The organism is Pseudomonas boreofloridensis, from assembly GCF_030580795.1.
GTDB classification, from domain to species: Bacteria; Pseudomonadota; Gammaproteobacteria; order Pseudomonadales; family Pseudomonadaceae; genus Aquipseudomonas; species Aquipseudomonas boreofloridensis.
Map to the genome: position 1 here is coordinate 1 of NZ_JAUQOQ010000019.1, position 16,300 is coordinate 16,300.

General features: G+C 65.5%; 19 protein-coding genes. 9 read left to right on the forward strand and 10 right to left on the reverse strand.

Annotation, left to right across the window (positions count from 1 at the left end; translation table 11 throughout):
• Positions 1-272: 272 nt before the first annotated feature.
• On the reverse strand, positions 273-1,172 hold the full coding sequence (gene lpxO / locus Q6A47_RS19250) for a lipid A hydroxylase LpxO (RefSeq protein ID WP_029614357.1): 900 nt from the start codon (positions 1,170-1,172) through the stop codon (positions 273-275).
• A 204-nt stretch (positions 1,173-1,376) separates the two neighbouring features.
• Here lpxO and thpR point away from each other — a divergent pair, with 204 nt between their 5' ends.
• A complete protein-coding gene (gene thpR, locus Q6A47_RS19255) occupies positions 1,377-1,925 on the forward strand; it encodes an RNA 2',3'-cyclic phosphodiesterase (RefSeq protein WP_304485095.1) in 549 nt (182 codons plus the stop codon).
• Here the strand turns inward: thpR and Q6A47_RS19260 are convergent.
• On the reverse strand, positions 1,886-2,512 hold the full coding sequence (locus Q6A47_RS19260; RefSeq protein WP_029614358.1) for an NAD(P)H-dependent oxidoreductase: 627 nt from the start codon (positions 2,510-2,512) through the stop codon (positions 1,886-1,888). The genes thpR and Q6A47_RS19260 overlap by 40 nt on opposite strands.
• 88 nt (positions 2,513-2,600) lie before the next feature.
• On the opposite strand from Q6A47_RS19260, the gene Q6A47_RS19265 reads away from it, so the two are divergent.
• The gene (locus Q6A47_RS19265) at positions 2,601-3,200 is read left to right on the forward strand and encodes a TetR/AcrR family transcriptional regulator (RefSeq protein WP_039577405.1); all 600 of its coding nucleotides are present in this window, start codon (positions 2,601-2,603) and stop codon (positions 3,198-3,200) included.
• 9 nt (positions 3,201-3,209) lie between these two features.
• On the opposite strand, the gene Q6A47_RS19270 is transcribed toward Q6A47_RS19265, so the two are convergent.
• The gene (locus Q6A47_RS19270) at positions 3,210-4,115 is read right to left on the reverse strand and encodes an AraC family transcriptional regulator (protein ID WP_039577408.1); all 906 of its coding nucleotides are present in this window, start codon (positions 4,113-4,115) and stop codon (positions 3,210-3,212) included.
• A gap of 180 nt (positions 4,116-4,295) precedes the next feature.
• Between Q6A47_RS19270 and Q6A47_RS19275 the strand changes: the two genes are divergently transcribed.
• Together Q6A47_RS19275 and Q6A47_RS19280 are read left to right on the forward strand one after the other, a co-directional pair.
• Positions 4,296-5,348, forward strand: coding sequence for an NAD(P)-dependent alcohol dehydrogenase (locus Q6A47_RS19275; RefSeq protein WP_304485096.1), 1,053 nt, complete (start codon positions 4,296-4,298; stop codon positions 5,346-5,348).
• 202 nt (positions 5,349-5,550) lie between these two features.
• Positions 5,551-6,777 carry a sugar transporter gene (locus Q6A47_RS19280; RefSeq protein WP_295485319.1) on the forward strand — a complete coding sequence of 409 codons (1,227 nt, stop codon included), beginning with the start codon at positions 5,551-5,553 and terminating at the stop codon, positions 6,775-6,777.
• Here Q6A47_RS19280 and Q6A47_RS19285 read toward each other — a convergent pair.
• Together Q6A47_RS19285 and Q6A47_RS19290 are read right to left on the reverse strand one after the other, a co-directional pair.
• Positions 6,760-7,350 carry a LysE family translocator gene (locus Q6A47_RS19285; protein WP_304485097.1) on the reverse strand — a complete coding sequence of 197 codons (591 nt, stop codon included), beginning with the start codon at positions 7,348-7,350 and terminating at the stop codon, positions 6,760-6,762. The genes Q6A47_RS19280 and Q6A47_RS19285 overlap by 18 nt on opposite strands.
• A 48-nt stretch (positions 7,351-7,398) precedes the next feature.
• Complete coding sequence (locus Q6A47_RS19290) at positions 7,399-8,229, reverse strand: AraC family transcriptional regulator (RefSeq protein WP_304485098.1); 831 nt, start codon at positions 8,227-8,229, stop codon at positions 7,399-7,401.
• 206 nt (positions 8,230-8,435) lie between these two features.
• On the opposite strand from Q6A47_RS19290, the gene Q6A47_RS19295 reads away from it, so the two are divergent.
• Positions 8,436-9,236 (forward strand): glycoside hydrolase family 16 protein, encoded by an 801-nt coding sequence (locus Q6A47_RS19295; RefSeq protein WP_304485099.1) that lies wholly within the window; start codon positions 8,436-8,438, stop codon positions 9,234-9,236.
• Here the strand turns inward: Q6A47_RS19295 and Q6A47_RS19300 are convergent.
• Positions 9,218-10,132 carry a LysR family transcriptional regulator gene (locus Q6A47_RS19300; RefSeq protein WP_039577423.1) on the reverse strand — a complete coding sequence of 305 codons (915 nt, stop codon included), beginning with the start codon at positions 10,130-10,132 and terminating at the stop codon, positions 9,218-9,220. The two genes, Q6A47_RS19295 and Q6A47_RS19300, sit on opposite strands and share 19 nt — an antisense overlap.
• A gap of 102 nt (positions 10,133-10,234) precedes the next feature.
• Here Q6A47_RS19300 and nfsB point away from each other — a divergent pair, with 102 nt between their 5' ends.
• Complete coding sequence (gene nfsB / locus Q6A47_RS19305; RefSeq protein WP_116888110.1) at positions 10,235-10,885, forward strand: oxygen-insensitive NAD(P)H nitroreductase; 651 nt, start codon at positions 10,235-10,237, stop codon at positions 10,883-10,885.
• Between the two features lie 45 nt (positions 10,886-10,930).
• Here the strand turns inward: nfsB and Q6A47_RS19310 are convergent, their stop codons facing one another.
• The 4 genes from Q6A47_RS19310 to Q6A47_RS19325 all read right to left on the reverse strand — a co-directional run bounded on the left by Q6A47_RS19310 (position 10,931) and on the right by Q6A47_RS19325 (position 14,432).
• Positions 10,931-11,476, reverse strand: coding sequence for a cupin domain-containing protein (locus tag Q6A47_RS19310; protein WP_039577429.1), 546 nt, complete (start codon positions 11,474-11,476; stop codon positions 10,931-10,933).
• 88 nt (positions 11,477-11,564) lie between these two features.
• Positions 11,565-12,779: an MFS transporter gene (locus Q6A47_RS19315; RefSeq protein WP_304485100.1), complete on the reverse strand. Its 1,215-nt coding sequence runs from the start codon at positions 12,777-12,779 to the stop codon at positions 11,565-11,567.
• Between the two features lie 76 nt (positions 12,780-12,855).
• Positions 12,856-13,389, reverse strand: coding sequence for a cytochrome b (locus Q6A47_RS19320; protein ID WP_039577434.1), 534 nt, complete (start codon positions 13,387-13,389; stop codon positions 12,856-12,858).
• Positions 13,386-14,432 carry a catalase family peroxidase gene (locus Q6A47_RS19325; RefSeq protein ID WP_304485101.1) on the reverse strand — a complete coding sequence of 349 codons (1,047 nt, stop codon included), beginning with the start codon at positions 14,430-14,432 and terminating at the stop codon, positions 13,386-13,388. Before Q6A47_RS19325 ends, Q6A47_RS19320 begins: the two co-directional genes overlap by 4 nt.
• 129 nt (positions 14,433-14,561) lie before the next feature.
• Between Q6A47_RS19325 and Q6A47_RS19330 the strand changes: the two genes are divergently transcribed.
• Genes Q6A47_RS19330 through Q6A47_RS19340 form a run of 3 tightly spaced genes read left to right on the forward strand, consistent with a single transcriptional unit; the run spans position 14,562 to position 16,300 of the window.
• Positions 14,562-15,083 carry a sigma-70 family RNA polymerase sigma factor gene (locus Q6A47_RS19330; RefSeq protein WP_039577439.1) on the forward strand — a complete coding sequence of 174 codons (522 nt, stop codon included), beginning with the start codon at positions 14,562-14,564 and terminating at the stop codon, positions 15,081-15,083.
• Complete coding sequence (locus Q6A47_RS19335; RefSeq protein ID WP_304485102.1) at positions 15,080-15,832, forward strand: anti-sigma factor family protein; 753 nt, start codon at positions 15,080-15,082, stop codon at positions 15,830-15,832. Before Q6A47_RS19330 ends, Q6A47_RS19335 begins: the two co-directional genes overlap by 4 nt.
• A gap of 51 nt (positions 15,833-15,883) precedes the next feature.
• Complete coding sequence (locus Q6A47_RS19340) at positions 15,884-16,300, forward strand: hypothetical protein (protein ID WP_304485103.1); 417 nt, start codon at positions 15,884-15,886, stop codon at positions 16,298-16,300.

The window sequence follows — 16,300 nt, forward strand, 5'->3', positions numbered from 1 at the left end:
CAGGAGGCCGAGCATAGGCGTTGCGCAGGGAGGTGACGGGCATGGATGCCCGTCAAGCGCTTGGGGCCAGGACGGCCCCTAAGCGCGGTCCTCCCGGAGCGACGCCGGCGCGAGGGAACCCCTGCGCGCAGCGCAGGGGCCGTATGCGGGAGCAAGCGGTTTTTGCCCCTCTTTTTTCCAAGAAAAAAAGAGGGTCGCCGTAAGGGCGAAAAGGTGACTAAGCATCACCCCAAAATCCGGATAATCCCCCAGTCCCCCAATCCCCCAACAAGTCAAATATAAATAAACACCAAAACCAACCCAGCCACCACCGCCCACTTCTCCAGGTAATACCGCGTCCGATTCCGCTTCTTCAGCGCCTTCCCCCGCTCCCGAATCCTGTAAATCCGAGTAAAGAGCCGGTTGATCCCCCCAGTCTTGTCATTCGCATCATTAGGCGCCGCCGCCGCCGCCATGACATTACGACTGAACCACCGGTTGAACGCGCCGGCCCAGCGATACTTCAGAGGCCGCTCCACATCACAGAACAGAATGATCCGATTCTGTTCGGTGGTATTGGCCGCATAGTGGATATAGGTCTCGTCGAACACCACCGCCTCACCATCGCGCCAGGAATACTTCTCCCCGTCGACGTCGATGTAACAGCCATCGTCGTTAGGCGTTTGCAGCCCCAGGTGATAACGGTACGACCCCGCATAAGGATCGCGATGACGCACCAGCTTGGCCCCAGGGGGCAGGGTGGCGAACATCGCTGCCTTCACCGTGCCGATGCCTTGCAGCAACTCGGTAGTACGCGGGCACAGACTCATCGCCGACGGATGACTTTCGCCATACCACTTCAAGTAAAAGCGCTTCCAGCCCGTCTTGAAGAACGAATTGAAGCCAACATCGTCATAGTTATCGGACTTCTTGATCTCCCCCGCCTGCAGCAGTTGCACCGCCTCTTCACGGATTTCCTGCCAGTGGTCCTTCAACGGTTGCAGTTCCGGGAACGACTCGACCGGCAAATAGGGCTTGGCTGGTAGCTTGGAGAACAGGTAGAGAAAGCTGTTCACCGGCGCCAGGAAGCTGGAGTGATCGCCCAACTGACGGGTCAGCTTGTGACGGACCCGGCCGCGCAAGTGAACATAGGCGATCGAGAGGACGAAGATCAGTACGAGAGCAATTTTCATGGACGGTTACTTGTCGAATAAAAATGGCCATGCGCCATGGCCGTAGCCTGCCAGCATAAACAATCGTGCAGACGGTTTGTACCTATTGTTGTTGCGTGACGTGGCTGCCTGGCACGATTCGCCACTGTCAGCGCAAACGATTCAACCTCGCGCGTTTCTCCCTGTTAGTCAGCCGAAGCGCTTCGAGCCAGGAGGCCATTGTCAATGATTCAGGATATCCGGTCGGGGGGCGAGCCCTTCAAACGACTGTTTTTCGCATTCTCCTTGGCTGAGCCGCAACGCCGTGCCATAGCCCAATGGCGGCGTGCGCTCGGACTGCGGGCCGGTAAACCGGTGCCCGTTGAGAACTTCCATGTCACGCTGCTGTTTTTGGGCGATGTACCGGCCGCCCAGGTGCCGGCACTGTGCGCGGTGGTCGACGGTCTGAAACGCCCGGCAGCGCCTGTGCGTCTACTGCTCGACCGCCTCCAGACCTGGCGACGCCCAAGCGTGCTGGTACTCGAGCCGAGTGACACGCCCGTTGCACTGCGCCAATGGGTCTACGCCCTGCACCAGGCATTGCTGCCGCTGGGCATCGCCGACCAGGCCCGCGATTACCGTGCACACCTGACCCTTTCCCGCGACTACCCAGGCGAGCCGCCCGAAGCAGGCGTCGCGCCCGACTTCCACCTCAATGTACGCCAGTTCGGCTTGTACGAGTCGCGCAAAGGGCGCTATCTGCCGCTGGCCGAATGGCCGCTGAGCGGCGCTTGAGCCCCGAGGTCGAACAGCGAGCGACCCAACTGATGGGCCTGCTGCTGATGCCGCGCGGCCTCGGGGCCTTCACTGTCATCGAGCAGCAGCGAAGTCGAGACCTGCGCGCCGCACCAGTCGAAGATGCCGTGCTCGATTTGCGTGCGCATGGCGCGGTCATAGCCGTGCCGCGCGAACAGGCCCTGATCGGCGCCACCGAGGGCGAGCAGATGCACGTTGAGGTGCCCGAGTCGCTTGGTGGTTCTGCCCTCGGCATCGTAGTCGAAGGCCCAGCCGTTGCTGAACACACGGTCGATCCAGCCCTTGAGCAAGGCCGGAAACGACCACCAGTAGACCGGGTACACCAGTACCAAGGCGTCCGCGCCTTCGATGCGCCGTTGCTCGGCGACCACTGCAGCGCTGGGTGGGCCCAGGCGACGATGTACGGCCAGGTCGGCGGGGGTGAAACGAGGATCGAAGCGTTCGGCGGCGAGATCGGCGATCTCGCTGCTGTGACCTGCGTAGGTCAGGCCCTCGGCGACCTGTCGGGCGAGGGTGTGGGTCAGCGCGTCGGGTTCTGGATGAGCGACGACGATCAGAGCGTGCATGGCAGAATTCCTGAACGGATGAAGAACGAGGGCGAGTGCGGTACACTCGTTAAGTTACGATTGGTAAGTTACTTTTGGTAGGTAATCGATGTCAAGCGAAGAACAGGCTCGCCCGCGCAAGCGATTGAGCCGCTCCGAACGCCGACGCCAACTGATAGCCGTGGCGTGGCAGATGGTTCGAGAGGAAGGCACCGACGCCCTGAGTCTGGGGCGATTGGCTGAACTGGCGGGCGTTACGAAACCGGTGGTGTACGACCACTTCGATACCCGAAACGGCTTGCTGGTCGCGCTCTACGAGGAGTACGACACGCGTCAGAGTGCGCTGCTCGACAGGCTGCTGGCCGACTGTGAAGCGACGCTCCAAGCGCGTGCGGCAGTGATTGCCGCCGCCTACGTCGATTGTGTGATGACCCAGGGCCAGGAGATGCCCGGGGTGGTGGCGGCACTCGCCGGCTCACCCGAGTTGGAGGCGCTCAAGCGCGGCTATGAAGATCCTTTTCTGGACAAGTGCCGCCAGGCGCTGGCGCCGTTCGCGCCGACTGGCGATATTGGCGTTGCGGGCCTGCGCCTGCTGGTCGGAGCCGGCGATGCCTTGGCTCAGGCAGCGGCCAGCGCAGAGGTCGAGCCGGGGCTGGCGAAGGAGGAACTGAGTGCGGCGATCAGCGCGATGGTGCTTCGCCAGAAATGACCAGGGTCGTTACACCGGCAGACTCTGATAAGGCAGTTCATCGCCCGGGCTGCGGGCGAACTGGCGCTTGTACTCGCGGCTGAACTGCGAGGTGCTCTGGTAGCCCACACGATGCGCCACCTGGGCCACGCCCAGGCGCTCGCCGATCAGCATCTGCTGCGCCTTGAGCAGGCGCAGGCGCTTGAGGTACTGCATCGGTGCAAGCTCCGTGCAGCGCTTGAAGTGGTCGTGGAAGGTCGACACGCTCATGTTGGCGCGGCTGGCCAGCGCCTCCACGCTCAAGGGCTCGGCATAATGTTCACGCAGGTAGGCCAGCGCCGAGCCGATGCGGGCGAAATGGCCCTGCTGTTCCACCAGCGCCCTCAGCACGCCCGCCTGGGGACCGCGCAGGGCGGTATAGAGCACTTCGCGCACCCGGGTCGGGCCCAGCACCTTGGCATCCATCGGGTCTTGCAGGCATTCGAGCAGGCGCTCCACGCTGGCGCGCATGGCGGCGTCCAATGCCGCCGAGCTCATCGACTGTGGCGTCTGCACCTGCACCGCCGGATCCGGCGGCAGCGCCATGCTTTGCACCAGTTCGCCAAGCACCGCGCGGTCGATGTCCACCGCCACGCCGAGCATCGGCGCCTGCGCGGTGGCGAAGGTCTCGCACATGAACGGCACCGACAGCGCCTGGATCAGGTAATGCCCTGCGCCGTATTCCAGCGTGCGCGGGCCCAGGCGCGCCAGCTTGCTGCCCTGGGCGAGGATGATCAGGCTTGGCTCGTAGATCTGCGGGCTGCTGGCCACGTAATGGTCCCAGGACAGGACCTGCACCTGCGGCAAGTGGGTGGCAACGAAGCCGGGGCGCGAGGCGAGGGCGCGAATCAGTGCGCACAGGGGCGCATTGGCATCAACGTGGTGGGTCAGGTGCATGGCAAACCGCAGGCAGAGGATCAGACAGTTGGATGATCGCAGATTGACAGTCTAGCGCCAGATCGCGGTGAGCAGGTTCGGAGAATCAGGCACGAATCCCGGAGGATCGACCGTGGCCCGCGCGGTCTGAGGTGCGCAAAATGGCACGCCTGAATCGTTTCAATCTGCGAGGTCCAGAGCATGTACACCGCCATCGGCTACGCCGCCCAATCCTCCACTGCGCCCTTGGCGCCCATGACCTTCCAACGCCGCGCCCTGCGCGCCGACGACGTCGCCATCGACATCCTTTACTGCGGCGTGTGTCACTCCGACCTGCACCAGGCCCGCAACGAGTGGGGTATCGCTGTGTATCCGCTGATGCCGGGCCATGAAATCGTCGGCCGCGTCACGGCGGTGGGCGACAAAGTGGGCAACTATCAAGTCGGCGATCTGGTCGGCGTCGGCTGCATGGTCGACTCTTGCCGTCAGTGCGAAGCGTGCCACAAGGATCTCGAACAGTATTGCCTTGAAGGCCCGACCATGACCTACGCCACGCCCGACCGCGTGGACGGCAGCAACACCATGGGCGGCTACTCCAGCAGCATCGTGGTCAGCGAGCACTTCGTCCTGCGCATGCCACAGGGCCTCGACCTGCCGAGCGCAGCACCGTTCCTCTGCGCTGGCATCACCACCTATTCGCCGCTCAAGCACCACGGCGTCGGCCCTGGCCACAAAGTGGGTGTGCTGGGCATGGGCGGTCTGGGCCACATGGGCATCAAGTTCGCCAAGGCCCTGGGCGCTGAAGTCACCGTGTTCACCCGTTCCCAGGCCAAGGCCGAAGAGGCGCGTCGTCAGGGTGCCGACCAGGTGATCGTGTCCACCGACGAGGCGCAGATGTGCGCGGCAGCCGGGCGTTTCGACTTCCTGCTCGACACCATTCCGGTGCAGCATGACCTCAACCCCTACCTGGAAACCCTGAAGTTCGACGGCGTGCACATCCTGGTCGGGCTGATCGAGCCGATCGACCCGCCGGTGCACGCGGCCAACCTGGTGCTCAAGCGTCGCGTGGTCGCAGGTTCCTTGATCGGCGGCATCGCCGAAACCCAGGAAGTGCTGGATTTCTGCGCCGAGCACGGCATTACCTGCGACATCGAGATGCTCGACATCCGCAACATCAACGAAGCCTTCGAGCGCATGCACAAGGGTGACGTGAAGTACCGCTTCGTGATCGACATGGCCACGTTGCACGCCTGATCCGGGCTGTCCGACCGGCCTTCGGCGCTACGCCACTGCCCTGTGTGGCGCCGCAGTAGACTCCCGCGGTTGTGGCGCCTGGCCACGCCGCGTACCATGGCCGTCATTCCCCCTAACAAGAAAAACCGTGCAGCCGCCGCCCTGAACCTCGGGCGGCGCTGTGCGTCCTATCGCTTTGCCTGCGGAGAATGCAGTGGCCTCCATGAATGCACCCCTACCCGAATCCCTGCCTGCTCCAGCAGGCGGCGGCAGCTGGCTGAGCGTGATCGCGCTGGCGCTGGCGGCCTTCATCTTCAACACCACCGAGTTCGTTCCGGTGGCACTGCTCAGTGACATCGGCCGCAGCTTCGACATGACCACCGCGCAGGTCGGCTTGATGTTGACCATCTATGCCTGGGTGGTGGCCCTGGCCTCGTTGCCGCTGATGCTGCTCACCCGCAACATCGAACGGCGGCGCCTGCTGCTGCTGGTGTTCCTGGTGTTCATCGTCAGCCACTTGATGTCATGGCTGGCGCAGAGTTTTGCCATGCTGTTGCTGAGCCGCATCGGCATTGCCCTGTCGCATGCCGTGTTCTGGGCCATCACCGCCTCGCTGGCGGTGCGTGTGGCGCCGGCCGGCAAGCAGGCCAAAGCGCTCGGGCTGCTGGCGACCGGTACGACTCTGGCCATGGTGCTGGGCATTCCACTGGGGCGGGTGGTAGGCGAAGCGCTGGGTTGGCGCGTGACCTTCCTCAGCATCGCCGGCGTGGCCCTGGCCACCATGTTGTGCCTGATGAAGTCGCTGCCGCTGCTGCCGAGCCAGAACTCCGGCTCGTTGCGCAGCTTACCTGTCCTGTTCCGGCGTCCGGCACTGGTCATCACCTACCTGCTGGTCACCTTGGTGATCACCGCGCAGTTCACCGCCTACAGCTACATCGAGCCGTTCGCCCTGCACGTGGCGCAGATCAGTGGCGACCACACCACGCTGGTCCTGCTGCTGTTCGGCGGCGCCGGTGTGTTCGGCTCGGTGCTGTTCAGCCGCTACAGCGATCGCTTCCCCCAGGGCTTCCTGCTGGGTTCGATCGCCTGCCTGGCGCTGTGCCTGCTGTTGTTGCTGCCGCTGGCCGGCAGCTTCACGGCGTTCGCCGTGCTCAGCATGTTCTGGGGTGTGGCGATTCTCAGTTTCAGTCTGGCGCTGCAATCGAAGACGCTGAAACTGGCGTCCGATGCCACCGATGTGGCCATGGCGCTGTTCTCCGGGATCTACAACATCGGTATCGGCGGCGGCGCACTGCTGGGCAGCATCGTCAGCAGCCAAGTGGGCGTGGCCTATATCGGCCTGACCGGCGGCGCGGTGGCGTTGATCGGCCTGGTGATCGCGGTGACCAGCGCCCAGCGGTTTCGCCAGGCCTTGGCGGCGCCTACGGCGGCGTCAGGCTCCGCTCAGTAGTGCCGACCACGCCGACACCAGCAGCACGAGCGCCAGCAGCTGGTTGAACCGCCGCCATTGCGGCGCTGCACCCAGCCAGCGGGCGCTGCCAACGCCGAGCAGCGCCCAGGCGCCCATGCAGGGCAGGGCGACCAGCAGAAACACCAGCGCCAATTGCCATACCGGCCACTGCGGTGCGGCGAACACCCCGATCACCGCCACCGCCATCAGCCAGACCTTGGGATTGACCAGTTGCAGCGATGCCGCGCTGCCCGCGCCGAAGCGCCGGGTAGTCGAAGCCCGAACCGGCTCGCCGGCAGCGCGAAACAACTGCCAGGCCAGCAGACTCAGCCACAGCGCACCGCCCCCACTCATCACGTGCTGCGCCAGTGGATGACGCAGCAGCACCTCACCCAAGCCCAGCCCGACCAGCCAGACGATACCGGCCGCCGCCGCACAGGCCGAGACGATCGGTGCCAGGCTGGCGCGCAGGCCATGTTGCGCGCCGTGGGCGAGGATCAACAGGTTGGTCGGGCCAGGGCTGATGCTGGCGACCAGGGCGAAGAGTATGAAAGGCAGCAACGAGGGCGACATGAGTGAACTCCAGAAAGACCAGTCGCCAGGGTGCAGGGTGAGCGCGGTTCAGTCTGGAAGGTTTGAGCAGCGTCGGCGGTAGTCGGCCGGGGTCAGCCGGTAGGCGCGGCGGAACCAGCGCCCCAGGTGGCTCTGGTCGGCGAAGCCCAAGGCCATGGCCACCTCGCTGGGCGTGTCGCCTCGGGCCAGCAGGCGCCGGGCGCGGGTCAGGCGCAACTGGATCAGGTAGGCGTGCGGGGCCAGGCCGAACGCCGCCTTGAACGCGCGCGTCAGGCGGAAGCGGTCGACACCACAGGCCTGCGCCAGGTCGCTCAGGCCGACGTCGCTGTCCATATGAGCGTGCAGGTAGTCCCGCGCGCGCTGGGCGCTCAGCGGCAACCGTGGGTCGGGGTTGAGCCGCTTGCGCCAGTGCAGGTGGCGCGTCAGGCAGGCCAGTAGATCGTCCAGGGCAGTCTGGCGCACGATGCGCAGTTCCCCGCCGTGCAGGGCCTGAAAGGCGCGGCTGGTCGCCCCGGCCAGGCGCGGGTCGGTGCACAGAGTGTCGGCAAACGAGGGCAGGCACCCGGCCGGTGTGCTGTCGAACAGCGCATGCACCTGGTTTTCCAGCCAATGGCCGTCCAGGTACAAGGTGCAGTAGGTGAACCCCTCGTGCGTGGGCGCCTCGCCGTCATGCAGATCACCGGGTTCGAGCAGGAACACCTGTCCCGGTGTGCTGCAGTGCCGCACCCGGCGGCAGTTGAACTGTTGCACGCCTTGTTCGGTGACGCCCACCAGAAAACTGTCGTGCCAGTGCGGGTCGTAGGCGTGGCCGGTGAAATGCGCGCGGACCGACTCGATGCCCGTGTCGGCGTCCTGCTTGAGGTCGATCCAGTTGCTCATGGCTGTGGCTGTCCGGAGGCGTGGTGAACTAGCGTAACTCAGCGCCGAGGGCGGCGCTTAGAACGCCTGTGCAGCGCGGCGACCTGTGGGCCTTTGCAGATTTTGTACGGGCTGTCATCTGGTAATTCTGTCAGTTTCCAACGCCTCGGTCCGGTACATAGATTTCCGCTACGGCCTTGCATCTTCAAGGCAGTCAGGGGAATCGCATGAAAAAGCTCGTTTCGCTAGGCGTTGGTGCAGCCTTCGTCCTGCATCTGGACGTTGGATCGGCCCAGGATTATTTCGTCCCACCGGGCGTGTCGCCGACACCGATCTTCGTCGAAGATTTCGAGGGTGTCGAACTGGACGCGCAGCGTTGGAGTCAGCGCGTGCCAGGCCGAAAAGACCAGTGCATCAACGAGCCTTCGGCGGTGACCGTTGACAGCGGCTACTTGACCATCCGCACCTATTCGCTGACACACGCCGACGGCGAGGTCCGACACCACTGCGGCATGATCAGCACCCAAGACGAGTTCATGGCCACTTACGGCTACTGGGAGGCAGCGGTGAGGTTCAAGCACGCCCCGGGCGTGAGGGTGGCGTTCTCGGTGCAATCGCCAACGATGGGCAGCGTGATCGGTGAGGCCGAGAAATCCGGCGTAGAGATGGGTGTCTTCGAGCATCTTTCCGACGTCGAGCAGAGTCAGTACGCGCATGCGCTGCAGTGGGATGGCTACGGCGCCGAACATAAGGCCTGGTCGCACCTCGACCAACTCCCGACCCTGGCAGACGGTGAGTTTCACACCTTCGGCCTGTTGTGGGCCCCGGACCGCTATGAGTTCTACGTCGACGGTCAACTGAGCCAGCGCGTTTCCGCCAACGTGCCTATTTCACGCACCCCGCAGGCTATCAGGTTGAGTTCGGACATTGCGCGAGCCGATGCCCCGCAAGCCGGCTACGGCGACCGGCACACCGCACAGACCGACTTCGACGTCGACTACGTCCGGGTCTATCCGTTGCTGCGCTGATCTGCGTTGCACGGGCGCATCTGCGCGAACCTGTCATAGAGCCACTGGTGCAGCCTCGTCACTGCCGCAGACAACTGCTTGCGGTGGGGGCAGACCAGCACCAGCGGCCGCAGATCCCCCGGAAAGTCCGGCATCAGCACGTCGAGTTCGCCAGCCGCCACATTGGCACTGACATCCAGCCAGGACTTGAAGGCGATGCCTTCGCCGGCCACCGCCCAGCGCCGGACCACGTCGGCATCGTCACAGAACAGCGGCCCACTGACCTGCACGGTCTGCTCGCCCAACTGCCACCGATCGAACACCCGCGACTGCTGCAGGTACAGCAGGCAGTCGTGGCGCTTGAGGTCCTCCGGGGTGTGCGGGCGGCCGCGCCGCGCCAGGTAGGCTGGCGAGGCCACCACCACCCGGCGATTCCACGGCACCAGCGGCAGGGCGATGTAGTTGGCGTCTTCCTCGACGCCGTAGCGGATACCGACATCCACCGGGTCGCGGAAAAAGTCGGCCAGTTCATCGGAGAGAAAGAAGCGCAGGTTCAGGGCTGGGTGCTCGCGGCGAAAGGCGCTGAGCCAGGGCAGCAGCAGGTTGCGCCCGACGTCCGAGGGCGCCGACACCTGCAGCACCCCGCGCAGTTCGCTGTGGTCGCCATGCAGGCTTTCGCGGCCCTGGCGCAGGGTTTCCAGCACGCTGTGCGCGGTCGGCAGGTACAGCTCGCCCTCGGCAGTCAGGCGCAGGCTGCGGGTGGTGCGCGCGAACAGACGCACGTCCAGTTCGCGCTCCAGGCGCTTGATCGCCGCCGCCACCTGGCCAGGCAGCACACCCGCCTCCTGGGCGGCCGCGGTGAAACTGCCGAGCACGCTGGAGCGAATGAACAGATGGAGGTCGTCGAGGCGCAGCATTTTCACTCCAGTGATGAAAGTGTTGCTGCATTCTGCCGGTTTTTCTGGCTGACAGAAAAGATAAGATACACACCATCACTCTCCCAGACTGGAGCCGTACCGATGGATACCGTCACCCTGGCCAAGCGCCGCTACACCACCAAGGCCTATGACGCCAGCCGCATCATCCCCCAGGCCACCCTCGATGCCTTGCTCGAACAACTGCGCCATAGCCCGTCTTCGGTCAACTCACAACCCTGGCACTTCATCGTCGCCGGCAGCGCCGAAGGCAAGGCGCGCCTGGCCAAGGCCACTGAGGCGTTTGGCTACAACACCGGGAAGATTCTCAACGCCTCGCACGTGATCGTGTTCGCCACCCGCACCTCGATGAGCGAAGCGCATCTGAACGCCGTGCTGGACCAAGAGGCTGCCGATGGTCGTTTCCGCGATGACCAGGCGCGTGTCGGTCAGGACCAGACCCGCCGTGGCTACGTGAACCTGCACCGCTACGACCTCAAGGACGAGCAGCACTGGATGGAGAAGCAAACCTATCTGGCCCTGGGCACCGCCTTGCTCGGCGCTGCGGCCCATGGTCTGGATGCCACGCCGATCGAGGGCTTCGACAGCAAGGCGCTGGATGCCGAGCTGGGCCTGCGCGAACAAGGCTTCACCAGCGTGGTGCTGCTGGCGCTGGGTTATCACAGCGAAGACGACTTCAACGCCGGCCTGAGCAAGTCGCGCCTGCCGGCCGAGACCGTGTTCACGTACCTCTGATCGACCGCGCCGGGCCCGGTGTGCCAGGGCCCGGCGCCGCATCGATCAGAAGTTGGCCGGGGTATTGGCGCTGATGATTTCCGCCTCGTCCGGGCCGATGTTCTTGAAGCTGTGGGGCAGGGTGGTGGGAATGTAGTACCCATCGCCGGCGTTGAGCACACTGACCTGGCCATCGACCCACAGCTCGACCGTCCCGCGCGTCACCAACCCGCATTCCTCGCCTTCGGCGTGCACGATCGGTTCGCCCGAATCGGCGCCCGGTGCGTACAGCTCGCGCAACATGCGCATCTGCCGGCCTTCGACGCTGGCGCCCACCAACAGCATGCGCAGCCCATTGCGGCCCAGATCGGGCTGTTCACTGCCGCGAAATACATAGCGTTCTTCGCGCGCCGGCTCATCGAAGCTGAAAAACTCGGCGAGGCTCATGGGGATGCCTTCGAGGAGTTTTTTCAGGGAACTGACCGAAGGACTGACGCGGTTCTGTTCGATCTGCGAGATCGTCGAGTTGGTCAGGCCACTGCGGCGGGCCAGCTCGCGCTGGGAGAGGTTGTTGCGTTCACGCACCAGTTTGAGTCGTGTCCCCGTGTCCATAGCCGCCTTGTGAAGTGAGTGATCGGAGGTGTCAAAAATAATGGGCAGCGCATTAGAACACACTCTGATCCGCCGCGCGCTTGGCGCGTCAATCGCTGCGCGCAGCGGGTGCTGGCCAGAGCCCGACCAACAGCAACAACGCCGCCACGGCCAGGAACGGCAGGCGTGGATCGAGGGCGTAGACCAGCGTGCCGGCCAGCGGGCCGATCACCGCGCCCATGCCTTGCGCGGCGCTGATCGAGCCTGCCGTGGCGCCTTGCTCGCTCGGCCCCATGGCGTTGGCCGCCAGCGCTGAGAACGCTGGGAAAACGAAGCCCATGCCGCCTGCGGCGATGAAGAAGCAGGCCCACAGGGTCGGCGCGCTATTGGCCAAGGCGGCTGCCGCAAAGCCGATGGCGCTGACGCTGGCGCCGACACGAATCATGCGCAGCGGCGGCCACTGCAAACGACGCAGCAGCAATTGCGCGCCGATCAGCGCCACGCCGACCATCGTCAGCGCGATACCGGCGGCCTGGGCGGCATCGGTGCTGTTCAGTTGCAGGCGGTCGAGGGCGAAGAACCCTACGGTGATCTGCGACACGGTCACGCTCAGCATCGCGCTGAAGGCCACCAACAAGGGGCGACGCAAGCGTGGATCGCCCAGGCGCACCGCACTGGACACGTGGTTGTGCGGCAGCGGCCGAGGCTTGAGCTTGAGCAGCAGGACCACGAAGGCGCAGGCTGGCAGCAGCGACAGGGCGAAGAACGGCAGGCTCAGACTGTAGCGGGCGAGCAGGGCGGCGAGCGCTGGGCCGAGCACCAGGCCGACTGCGTTGGCAGCGCCCAGCAGGGCCATGGCTCGAGCCCGCTGCTGCGGCTCGACATGGTCGGCGATCAAGGCATTGCCGCCCACCGGCAAGGCGGCGTAGAAGGCGCCGATCAAGCCCCGGGCGAGCATCAGCCCGATGAACGCCAGGGTCGCGCCGGGCAGCAGGCGCAGGGCGCTGTCGATGAATAGGCACAGCAACCAGTAGGCCACCGTGAAGCCGGCACTGCCCAGCAACAGGATGCGCCGTCGGCCCAGGCGGTCGGCTGCCCGGCCCCAGGGGCGGGCGAGCAGCACCCAGACCACGCCGGACACGGTGACCGCCGCGCCGGCCTGCCAGGTGGCCATGCCCAGCAGGCGGGCAATGGGGCCGATCAGCACGACGAAGGCCATCATCGCCATGGTGCAACCCATGTTCGCCAGCAGTAGCGGTCGAAGGTCGAGCGTCTCCCCTGCGCTGTGCGGTGAAGCGGAGGCGGTATCCTGTGCAGTTGTCATCGGTACAGTCCATTGGCAAGTGAAAAAGTCGGCAATGGTAGTAAGAACGAATTAGCCACGCCGACCGTCACATGCGTCAGTCGCCGCGACGCAAAGGCCCAGGCCACATGCTGCGCATCACCCCGTCGCGGCGCACCAGCGCGTGCATCAGCGCTGCAGCGATATGCACCAGGACGGTGGCGAACAGCAGATAACCGGCCCAGCCATGGGCCTGCCGCAGCACGGCATACAGTTGCAGGTCATGCGGTGCGATGGCCGGCAGTTGCAGTGGCCGGGGATAGCCGCCCGCCGAGAGCATCGCCCAGCCCAGCAGCGGCATGGCCAGCATCAGGCCGTACAGCGCCAGGTGCGAGGCCGCCGCAGCGAAACGCTGAAGCGGCGGCAGATCCGCCGGTAAGGGTGGGTGCGGCAGGCTCAGGCGCAGGGCAATACGCAGCACCACCAGCACCAACAGCGCCAGGCCGGTGGCCTTGTGCAGTTCGATCAGCAGCGGGTGGCGGGTGGACAGGTCGCCGACCATGCTCACACCGATGAACAGCATGGCCAGGATCAGCACGGCCATGAGCCAGTGCAACGTGCGCGCCAAGGGGTGAAAGGCAGCGGGTTTCATGGGCGGGCTCCTGCGCCGAGGGTTTCCCGGCTGCGACGGTTGAACGATTCCGAGTAGGCGGCCGAGCGTGCGGCCAGGATCGGGTCGGCGGAGGGCTGAATGCCGTCGGGCAGGATCAGCGGGTCGAAATTCAGGTCGCGGCAGGCACCCTGTTCGGGCGCATCGACCTGGTCGATCACCAAGGTGCCAGCGTCCACGCTGCGTCGTGTCTCCGGCCACTGACTGGCCGGGTCGTCCACCGCATCGCCGGGCTCGGCAAGGGTCAGGCGCAAGGTCCAGCGCAGCGGTGCCCGGCTCAGACGGTGTTGCAGGTCGTGCTGCAGGTAGAGGTTGTCCTCGACCTTTGCCGGCAGTGGGCTGAAGGGCGTCTGCGCGACCATGCGCCAGCGTACGGCCTGGCGCTTGCCCTGGGCATCGACCAGGTAGAACGCGTTGAGGCTGTTGTAGTCGGTGTTGGCGAAGCTGTCGCTCGGTTTGGCGCTGCCGGCCCATTGGCGGAATGCCGCGCTTTCCGGGTGGGCGGCAAAGAACGCCTGGAGCTTGGCCGGGTCCGGCTTGCCGGTGCCGGGTGCCGGACCGCTGGCCAGCACCAGGTCGTAGAACCCCTGTGGATCGCTGACCGCCAGTACTGGCGGGTTGTTCATGCCGGTTCGCCACACCTGGCCATCATCGCTGCTGAACTGCACCGCCAGGCTGCGCGTCGGCACGCCGGCGTCGGGGCTGTAGGGGTTGGCGCCGCCGATGGCGAAGCGCCCGATCACCGGCACCCGCGCCTGGCTGAACACCCGTGCCGTGGACAGTGCCTGGGCCTGACCGCTGCTTTCGAACCAGCCGCTGACGCACAGGCCTTTGGCGTGGTTCTTGCGATAGCCGGGGTGATGACCGGCTTGGGCTTCAAAGGTGTCGATGATGCGCTGTGGCGTCAGGCCGGGGCGGCCGATCCAGCCGGCGGCATAGGCGAAACCTGCGCCCAGCGCGGCCACCGTGGCGGCGATGGCCGCCAGGCGCAGGGCCTTGGCCGAACCTTGCAGGGGAGTGTTCATGGTGACGTTCCGGGTCAGTGAATGAGCCGGTATGACGCAGGGCGCGAAAATTTATTCCCGCGACGGGAATAGATTCGTTCCAGCCCCGTCTGATCCTTACACTGACAGCCCGCGGGCCCGGAATCCGATATGCACGACCTGGACGAACGACAATGGCGCGATCTGCTGCAGCGTTTGCGGCGCTTCGCCCTGTGGTTGACCCGCGACAGCGCGGCGGCCGACGATCTGGTCCAGGCCACCGTCGAGCGCGCCCTGGCCCGCAGCGGGCAGCGGCGCGCGGATGAAAACCGCCGGGCCTGGCTGTTCACCATCCTCTATCGGCTGTTTCTCGACGGCAAACGTCGCGAACGTCTGCACGCGCGCTGGCTGGGTTGGTTCGGCCGTGGCGCCCAGGCTGACGAGCCGCTGGGCTACGACACCGAAAGCATCGTACTGGCCCAGGCCGACCTGCAGGCCTTCGCGCGGCTGCCCAGCGAGCAGCGCGCGCTGTTGCTGCTGGTCAGCGTGGAGGGCCTGAGTTACAAGGAAGTCGCCCAGGCCCTGGCCATTCCCATCGGCACGGTGATGTCGCGCCTGTCGCGCGCCCGCGCCGCGTTGCGCGAACTGACCGAGGGCACGCCTGCATCCCCGGCCTTGCGGAGACTCAAATGACCGACCTGATTCCCACCGAGCACGAGTTGCACGCCTATGTCGATGATCGTCTGACACCTGCACGGCGGGTCGAGGTCGAGGCGTGGCTGACGGCCCACCCGGACCAGGCGGCACGCATCGAAGCCTGGCGCCAGGACGCCCGGCGCTTGCGTGCGGCCTTGGCAGGCTTCAGCGACCTGCCGCCTAACCCGCACCTGGAGCTGGCGCCCTTGCGCCGACGCCTGGCTCGGCGCCGCCGTCAGCGTCTGGCCTCGGCGGCGGTGCTGGTGCTGGCGTTGGGGCTGGGTGGGTTCGGCGGATGGCAAGCCCGAGAGTCGACCTTGTTCGCCGGCCTGCTGCCGATGGCTGATGCGGTCGAGGCGCACAAATTGTTCGCCCAGACCGCGCAGTTGGATATCGCCGCCAAGGACCCGGCGCAGTTGCAAGCCTGGCTGGGTCGCCATTTCGCCCGCGTCGGTCAACTGCCGGACCTGAGCAGCTACGGCTTGCAGCCAGTGGGGGCACGGCTGCTGGCCAATGAGGACGGTCCGGCGGCATTGCTGGTGTTCCAGGATGCCGGTGGGCAGCGCATCAGCCTGTTCCTGCGCTCGCCGGGCGCGCACTACGGGCAGATGCCCAGTGGGCAGCGCGTGGATGGCCAGCTCGAAGCGCGGTACTGGTCCCATGGCGCCTACAACTTTGCCTTGGTCAGCGCCGCCGACGACAGTCGCGGCGAGCCTGTGCGTCAGGCGCTCGGCGTGAGCCTTTGAATGCGCGTAGGGGTGGGTGACGCCAGCGCTGAAAGCGCTATGCTTGCCGGCATGTCCAGCACACCACCCCTGCGTCAGCCCTGTCCTCCCGGCGCCTGCGATTGCGGCCGCGAGCAACTGCACGGGCAATCGCCCAAGGCCCAGCGCATCCTCTTGCTGACGCGGCAGGAGGAAAAGCGCCTGCTCGAACGCCTGGAGAATCTCAAGAGTCTCGAAGACCTGCAGCACTTGCAGACCAAGCTGTACGAGCAGTTGGGCATTCGTGTGCAGGTGGCGCCAGGCTACAACGAAGTGCGCACCATGCGCGGCTTCGTCATCGAGCTGCAGGACCAGCCGGGCCTGTGTCGCAAGACCCGGCAGGCGATTCCCGCCGCTATTCGCCGGGGCCTGGAGCGCAACCCGCAGGTTGCTTACCGCCTGCTCGATGCCCATGACTTGCTCGGCGGTGGCGGGGACAGTCCGGTCTGA

Excerpts from the sequence above, each read along its gene's own strand:
- lpxO (WP_029614357.1), bottom strand. The coding sequence starts at position 1,172 with ATGAAAATTGCTCTCGTACTGATCTTCGTCCTCTCGATCGCCTATGTT.
- thpR (WP_304485095.1), top strand. The coding sequence starts at position 1,377 with ATGATTCAGGATATCCGGTCGGGGGGCGAGCCCTTCAAACGACTGTTT.
- Q6A47_RS19260 (WP_029614358.1), bottom strand. The coding sequence starts at position 2,512 with ATGCACGCTCTGATCGTCGTCGCTCATCCAGAACCCGACGCGCTGACC.
- Q6A47_RS19265 (WP_039577405.1), top strand. The coding sequence starts at position 2,601 with ATGTCAAGCGAAGAACAGGCTCGCCCGCGCAAGCGATTGAGCCGCTCC.
- Q6A47_RS19270 (WP_039577408.1), bottom strand. The coding sequence starts at position 4,115 with ATGCACCTGACCCACCACGTTGATGCCAATGCGCCCCTGTGCGCACTG.
- Q6A47_RS19275 (WP_304485096.1), top strand. The coding sequence starts at position 4,296 with ATGTACACCGCCATCGGCTACGCCGCCCAATCCTCCACTGCGCCCTTG.
- Q6A47_RS19280 (WP_295485319.1), top strand. The coding sequence starts at position 5,551 with ATGAATGCACCCCTACCCGAATCCCTGCCTGCTCCAGCAGGCGGCGGC.
- Q6A47_RS19285 (WP_304485097.1), bottom strand. The coding sequence starts at position 7,350 with ATGTCGCCCTCGTTGCTGCCTTTCATACTCTTCGCCCTGGTCGCCAGC.
- Q6A47_RS19290 (WP_304485098.1), bottom strand. The coding sequence starts at position 8,229 with ATGAGCAACTGGATCGACCTCAAGCAGGACGCCGACACGGGCATCGAG.
- Q6A47_RS19295 (WP_304485099.1), top strand. The coding sequence starts at position 8,436 with ATGAAAAAGCTCGTTTCGCTAGGCGTTGGTGCAGCCTTCGTCCTGCAT.
- Q6A47_RS19300 (WP_039577423.1), bottom strand. The coding sequence starts at position 10,132 with ATGCTGCGCCTCGACGACCTCCATCTGTTCATTCGCTCCAGCGTGCTC.
- nfsB (WP_116888110.1), top strand. The coding sequence starts at position 10,235 with ATGGATACCGTCACCCTGGCCAAGCGCCGCTACACCACCAAGGCCTAT.
- Q6A47_RS19310 (WP_039577429.1), bottom strand. The coding sequence starts at position 11,476 with ATGGACACGGGGACACGACTCAAACTGGTGCGTGAACGCAACAACCTC.
- Q6A47_RS19315 (WP_304485100.1), bottom strand. The coding sequence starts at position 12,779 with ATGACAACTGCACAGGATACCGCCTCCGCTTCACCGCACAGCGCAGGG.
- Q6A47_RS19320 (WP_039577434.1), bottom strand. The coding sequence starts at position 13,389 with ATGAAACCCGCTGCCTTTCACCCCTTGGCGCGCACGTTGCACTGGCTC.
- Q6A47_RS19325 (WP_304485101.1), bottom strand. The coding sequence starts at position 14,432 with ATGAACACTCCCCTGCAAGGTTCGGCCAAGGCCCTGCGCCTGGCGGCC.
- Q6A47_RS19330 (WP_039577439.1), top strand. The coding sequence starts at position 14,562 with ATGCACGACCTGGACGAACGACAATGGCGCGATCTGCTGCAGCGTTTG.
- Q6A47_RS19335 (WP_304485102.1), top strand. The coding sequence starts at position 15,080 with ATGACCGACCTGATTCCCACCGAGCACGAGTTGCACGCCTATGTCGAT.
- Q6A47_RS19340 (WP_304485103.1), top strand. The coding sequence starts at position 15,884 with ATGTCCAGCACACCACCCCTGCGTCAGCCCTGTCCTCCCGGCGCCTGC.